The sequence below is a fragment of the Pseudomonas sp. 05T35 genome, from assembly GCF_056396605.1.
In genome coordinates, this window is record NZ_JBFTLU010000449.1 from 1 (window position 1) to 5,758 (window position 5,758).

Below are 5,758 nucleotides of genomic sequence, written 5' to 3' on the forward strand. Positions count from 1 at the left end.
GTGTGGGGAAGAAGGTCTGGCCGTCGGTGAACACCAACAGATGGCTGTCGCGGGAATGCTGGTGATGCCACGCGATGCCGTCCTCGGCGCACAGTCGCTGGACGAACTCGAAATCATTTTCCCCGTATTGAGTGCAGTATTCGCGCTCGGGACTGGTGCTGACGTTGAAGGTAAAGGCATCCGCCTGGATGCCATGTGCCTTGAGTACCCGAGCGATGATTTTCGGTACCGTCTGGCCTTGGAAAATCCGCTGGTCGCGACTGAACTGCAGATAGTGCAGCGCCGGCACCAGGATCAGCTGATAGCGGTTCAGGCGCTTGCCGACATCATCTGCGCGCACCCCGTCGATATAGCCATGAATACCTTCGCCGTTAAGCCCGAACTGGAGGAAAGCCGGCTGGCTCAGCAGGCTCTCCAGATCGAAATCCGGGTACTCGCTGACCAGTTCAATCTGGATCGAATACAAGGCGCTGATGGCTTCAGTGCCGTCAAAGGCCAGGACTTTGAAATCGTTGCGAACCGTCGGAATCACAAGCGTGAAATGGGCAGCATGGGCCGGTGCGGACATATGCTCATCCTTTTGCTTTTTCGTGGCTCGTCCTTAAGCCCAAAGAAGAGATAAATCGCGGTGCCCAAGCCATACCTGGCCTGCGCAAGCGCAAACTGCCCAACACGCTAACAAGAGGGCAAAAAAATGAATGTCGGACACCTCCAGCAAACACGTCGGAGTTTTCCGCGTTTCAGCATATTGCGTCAGCAATGCGAAGGGCTTTCGAAACTTTTGTGAAGTTTGAGGCGAGCTGAGGATGTATTTGGAGGGGATGGGTGATATATGGGGTGCCATCATTTTGATGGCACTTTCTATTGCTTATTATCAGTTGTCGCGATGTCTATGGATGACTGTAACTTTTCAGAAACCTCCTACATTTTTCATTTTCTGTTTTTGTCATGCTGGCGTCAGCGTCAGGATATGAATTCCTCGGTGATGATAAACAGGGATGATTGACCGCTCTGGCTCAATGGTTTCGGGGGGCTCGCGTCGAAGGTGGAAAGATCAAGTCTGGTGTCAGGGAATCCCCTGTCACATATAGGGAGATCTCCTGCAAGCAACAGAGACGACACTGTCTTGTTGTTTAATCGGGTGCTTGCTAATAGCCATCATTGTGATTAGGATGCGCGCACTTTAAAGAGCGAGGACTCAATTGGATGAGATTCATCGCAGCTCTTTGATACTGTCCGGCGCCATTGCAACTCCAAGGGCCGTATGACTGTAATCCTAATTAAAGGCCATGGATGTCCTACTCAAGCAAACTTTCCGCTCATTACCTTGAACTCGCAAAAGCCTCTGTTTCCAAAGAGAATTTCGCGGGCGAGGACGTTCGTTTTTCGAGCGAATATGAGGCATTGGAAAGCGAGTTGGGCAAAGCCCAATCCATGCATGAAAGCGGTCAGATCGACTGGCTGAAAATCCGCGAAAACAGTGAAGCGCTGCTGCGAACCCAGTCCAAGGATTTGCGCGTTGGTGCGTGGCTGACCTGGGCGCTGTATCAGCGCGAATCCTTCCAGGGCCTGCTGGCCGGCCTCGGCCTGCTGCACCATCTGTGTGAAAACCACTGGGCCGAGATTCACCCGAACAAGGCCCGCACCCGTTCCGCCGCCATCAATTGGCTGGTGCCGCGTCTCGAGCAGGTGCTGAACGAAAACGTCGCGATCAAAGAGCAACTGCCGCTGTTCCGCCGATTGGTCGAGCACCTGGAAGGTCTCGATGCTGCCTGCACCGAGCATTTGGGCGACGACGCGCCGCTGCTGCTGCCGATCTCCCGCCGTCTGAAAAACATGGTCCAGCGCGCCGCCGACAACCAGCCGGAGCCCGGCGCTGTCGGCGCGGTGGTGGCTCAGGTCAAGCAGGTCGCGACGCAACTGTTCACCCCCGGGGCGCCGATCGACAACGAAAAAGAAGCCCACAAGGCCCTGCGCGCGCAGCAGGAAAATGCGCGCCCGTTGTGCGCCTGGTGGCTGAAGCAGAAAGCCACTGACCTGCGCGCCCTGCGCCTGAATCGCACGTTGCTTTGGCTGCCGATCGACGCTGTCCCAGAGCGCAACGCCGAGCAAATCACCGCATTGCGCGGGCTACCGGTCGACAAGCTGAAAATCTATCAGGACCGTTTCGAGCAGGGGCAATTCGCCGACCTGTTGGTAGAACTGGAGGCGAGCCTGGCCAAGGCACCGTTCTGGTTCGATGGCCAGCGGCTGGTCTGGGAATGTTTGCAAGGGCTGAACGCCGAGCGAAGTCAGCAGCAGCCAACCGGCCTGGGAACTGGCGCTCGAAGAAGTCTTGCCGGTGCTGCGCAAGGACGGCCTCAAGGCCGCGGTGCAGATTCTCAAGCAAGGCCTGCAAGCCGCCCACGGCGGGCGCGTGCGGTTCTTCTGGCAGTTCAGCCTGGCGCGACTGTGCTTCCTGGCCAAGAAATACGAACTGGCCAAGACCCAACTCGAAACCCTCGATTCAGAATTACAGAACTCAGGCTTGCACGCCTGGGAGCCTGATCTTGCGCTGGAAGTGCTGCACCTCCTGCATAGCTGCTGTGAGTTGTTGCCGCAGAACCACGCAGTGCGAGAACGCAAGGAAGAGATTTATCGCAGGCTGTGCCACCTCGATCTCGAAGTGGTACTCGAATAGGCCCCAGGGCCACAACCGCAAGGAGAAAAGCCATGGCCAAAGAAGGCTCGGTAGCCCCCAAGGAACGCATCAACGTCACCTTCAAACCCGCCACCGGCGGTGCTCAGGAAGAGATTGAACTGCCGCTGAAACTACTGGCAATCGGTGACTACACCCACCGCGCGGACGAGCGCAAAGTTGAAGATCGCAAGCCGATCAGCATCGACAAGATGACCTTCGACGAAGTGCTCGCCAAGCAAGAACTGCAGCTGACGCTGAGCGTGCCGAACCGTCTTCAGGAAGAGGGCGACACCGAAGAGCTGGCCGTGAAACTGCGCGTCAATTCGATGAAGGACTTCAACCCGGCCAGCCTGGTCGAGCAAGTGCCTGAGCTGAAAAAACTGATGGAGCTGCGTGACGCCCTGGTAGCCCTCAAAGGCCCACTGGGTAACGCACCTGCCTTCCGCAAAGCCATCGAAGGCGTTCTCGCCGACGACGAATCGCGCGGTCGCGTACTGGGTGAGCTGGGCCTGAACGCCGCAGCCCAGGACGCCTGAGTCCCCATCAGCCAAGGAAGCCAACACTATGAGCACCAGTGCAGCGCAGCAAAAAAGTAACGAGAACGGCGAATACAGCATTCTCGACAGCATCATCGCCGAAACCCGTCTGACCCCGGACGACGAAGCCTACGACATCGCCAAGCGCGGCGTGTCGGCGTTCATCGAAGAACTGCTCAAGCCGCAGAACAACGGTGAGCCGGTCAAGAAAGCCATGGTTGACCGCATGATCGCCGAGATCGATGCCAAGCTCAGCCGTCAGATGGACGAAATCCTCCACCACCCGGACTTCCAGTCGCTGGAATCGGCGTGGCGTGGTCTGCAGTTGCTGGTCGACCGCACCAACTTCCGCGAAAACATCAAGATCGAAATCCTCAACGTCTCCAAGCAAGACCTGCTGGACGACTTCGAAGATTCGCCGGAAGTGATGCAGGCTGGCCTGTACAAGCACATCTACACCGCTGAATACGGCCAGTTCGGTGGCCAGCCAGTGGGCGCGATCATCGCCAACTACTTCATGTCGCCAAGCTCGCCAGACGTGAAACTGATGCAGTACGTGTCGAGCGTTGCGTGCATGTCCCACGCGCCGTTCATCGCCGCTGCCGGCCCGAAATTCTTCGGCCTGGAAAGCTTCACCGGCCTGCCGGACCTGAAGGATCTGAAAGATCACTTCGAAGGCCCGCAATTCGCCAAATGGCAGAGCTTCCGTCAGTCCGAAGACTCGCGTTACGTCGGCCTGACCGTTCCGCGTTTCCTGCTGCGCAACCCGTACGATCCGGAAGAAAACCCGGTGAAATCGTTTGTGTACAAAGAAACCGTCGCCAACAGCCACGAGCACTACCTGTGGGGCAACACGGCCTACGCGTTCGGCACCAAGCTGACCGACAGCTTCGCCAAATTCCGCTGGTGCCCGAACATCATCGGCCCACAAAGCGGTGGCGCGGTTGAAGACCTGCCGTTGCACCACTTCGAAAGCATGGGCGAAATCGAAACCAAGATTCCGACCGAAGTGCTGGTGTCCGACCGTCGTGAATACGAGCTGGCCGAGGAAGGCTTCATCTCCCTGACCATGCGCAAAGGCAGCGACAACGCCGCGTTCTTCTCCGCAAGCTCGGTACAAAAACCGAAGTTCTTCGGCATCAGTGCCGAAGGCAAGGCCGCAGAGCTGAACTACAAGCTCGGCACCCAACTGCCGTACATGATGATCGTCAACCGCCTGGCTCACTACTTGAAAGTGCTGCAGCGCGAGCAACTCGGTTCGTGGAAAGAACGTACCGACCTCGAGCTGGAACTCAACAAGTGGATCCGCCAGTACGTGGCCGACCAGGAAAACCCGAGCGCCGAAGTTCGTGGCCGTCGTCCGCTGCGTGCCGCCCAGATCGTCGTCAGCGATGTTGAAGGCGAGCCAGGCTGGTACCGCGTCAGCCTGAACGTGCGCCCGCACTTCAAGTACATGGGTGCCGATTTCACCCTGTCGCTGGTTGGCAAGCTGGACAAAGAGTAAGCGGAGCTAACTCATGACTGGATACGGCAGCCTTTTCGAACGCCTGGGTGGCGACGCGGACAAACGCGTCGGCTGGAGCCGCGAGGTTTCCGCCATGGCGTCGGTGGCTGCCCATCTGGCCAAGATGCTCAGCACCCGTGCGGGCAGCGTGCAAACGCTGTCCGATTACGGGCTACCCGATCTCAACGACATGCGCCTGAGCCTGCATGACTCCCTGAGTCAGGCCCGCCTGGCCATCGAACGCTTCATCGAAGCCTACGAGCCACGCCTCACCAACGTGCGTGTCGTTTCCCTGCCGCGAGACAACGATCAACTCAGGCTGACCTTCAGTATCGAAGGCCTGTTGGAAGTTGAAGGTTTCAAGCGTCAGGTCAGTTTTGCCGCGCGCCTGGATGGCAGCGGTCAAGTCAAGGTCAATTAAGGAGACGACGATGTCCGGTAAACCCGCAGCCCGAGTCGGTGACCCAACCGCTTGCCCGCTCCMCGGCCACAGCACCAACCCGATCGCCGCCGGTTCCGGCGACGTATTCTTCGACGGCCTCGCGGCCGCCCGCGAAGGCGATGCCTCCGCGTGTGGTGGTGCGATGGTTGGCGGGTTGGCGAGTACCGTTTTGATCAACGGCAAACCGGCGGCGACCGTGGACTCCGTAGGGACCCATGGCAATAAAGTTACCGCCGGGTCTTCGACGGTGATTATCGGGAATTCGCATACGCCGGCGCCGTTTGTGGCGCCGCTGCCGGTGGAGATTCAGTGGCCGTTTAACGAGCACTTTGTGATCAATTGTCAGGACACCGGGAAGCCGCTGTCCGGAATCGAATACACGCTGAAGACGGCCTCCGGAAAAATTGTTACCGGTGTTACAGGTGCCGATGGCAAGACAAAGATGATCCACTCGGACGTTGCCGAGCCCGTTGAGCTGATTATTGAACAGCAAACAAAAGTGGCGATTGCTTGAGAATGCACAATAGCTCTCACCCGGTAAGTGGCAGGGTAGGCGAGCAAAAACGACAGGGATGTTGACATGGCAAATACAACAG

Annotated in this window: 5 protein-coding genes and 1 pseudogene; 5 read left to right on the forward strand and 1 reads right to left on the reverse strand. The window is 57.9% G+C overall.

The genetic code is table 11. The features are described from left to right. The coding region (gene tssI / locus AC1DH9_RS24980; RefSeq protein ID WP_477808973.1) for a type VI secretion system tip protein TssI/VgrG at positions 1–568 on the reverse strand (568 nt) is incomplete at its 3' end. Between the two features lie 725 nt (positions 569–1,293). Between tssI and tssA the strand changes: the two are divergent. The 5 genes and pseudogenes from tssA (at position 1,294) to AC1DH9_RS25005 (ending at position 5,676) form a co-directional block, all read left to right on the forward strand. Next, positions 1,294–2,680, forward strand: a pseudogene (gene tssA / locus AC1DH9_RS24985) (type VI secretion system protein TssA). Positions 2,681–2,712: 32 nt separating this feature from the next. Next, entirely contained in the window at positions 2,713–3,216 is a 504-nt protein-coding gene (gene tssB / locus AC1DH9_RS24990) for a type VI secretion system contractile sheath small subunit (RefSeq protein ID WP_071552749.1), read from the forward strand. Positions 3,217–3,244: 28 nt separating this feature from the next. Next, complete coding sequence (tssC, locus tag AC1DH9_RS24995) at positions 3,245–4,720, forward strand: type VI secretion system contractile sheath large subunit (protein ID WP_429538792.1); 1,476 nt, start codon at positions 3,245–3,247, stop codon at positions 4,718–4,720. A gap of 13 nt (positions 4,721–4,733) precedes the next feature. After that, positions 4,734–5,141: a type VI secretion system baseplate subunit TssE gene (gene tssE, locus AC1DH9_RS25000; RefSeq protein WP_054594682.1), complete on the forward strand. Its 408-nt coding sequence runs from the start codon at positions 4,734–4,736 to the stop codon at positions 5,139–5,141. Positions 5,142–5,151: 10 nt separating this feature from the next. Beyond that, positions 5,152–5,676, forward strand: coding sequence for a PAAR domain-containing protein (locus AC1DH9_RS25005; protein WP_477808974.1), 525 nt, complete (start codon positions 5,152–5,154; stop codon positions 5,674–5,676). Positions 5,677–5,758 lie beyond the last annotated feature (82 nt).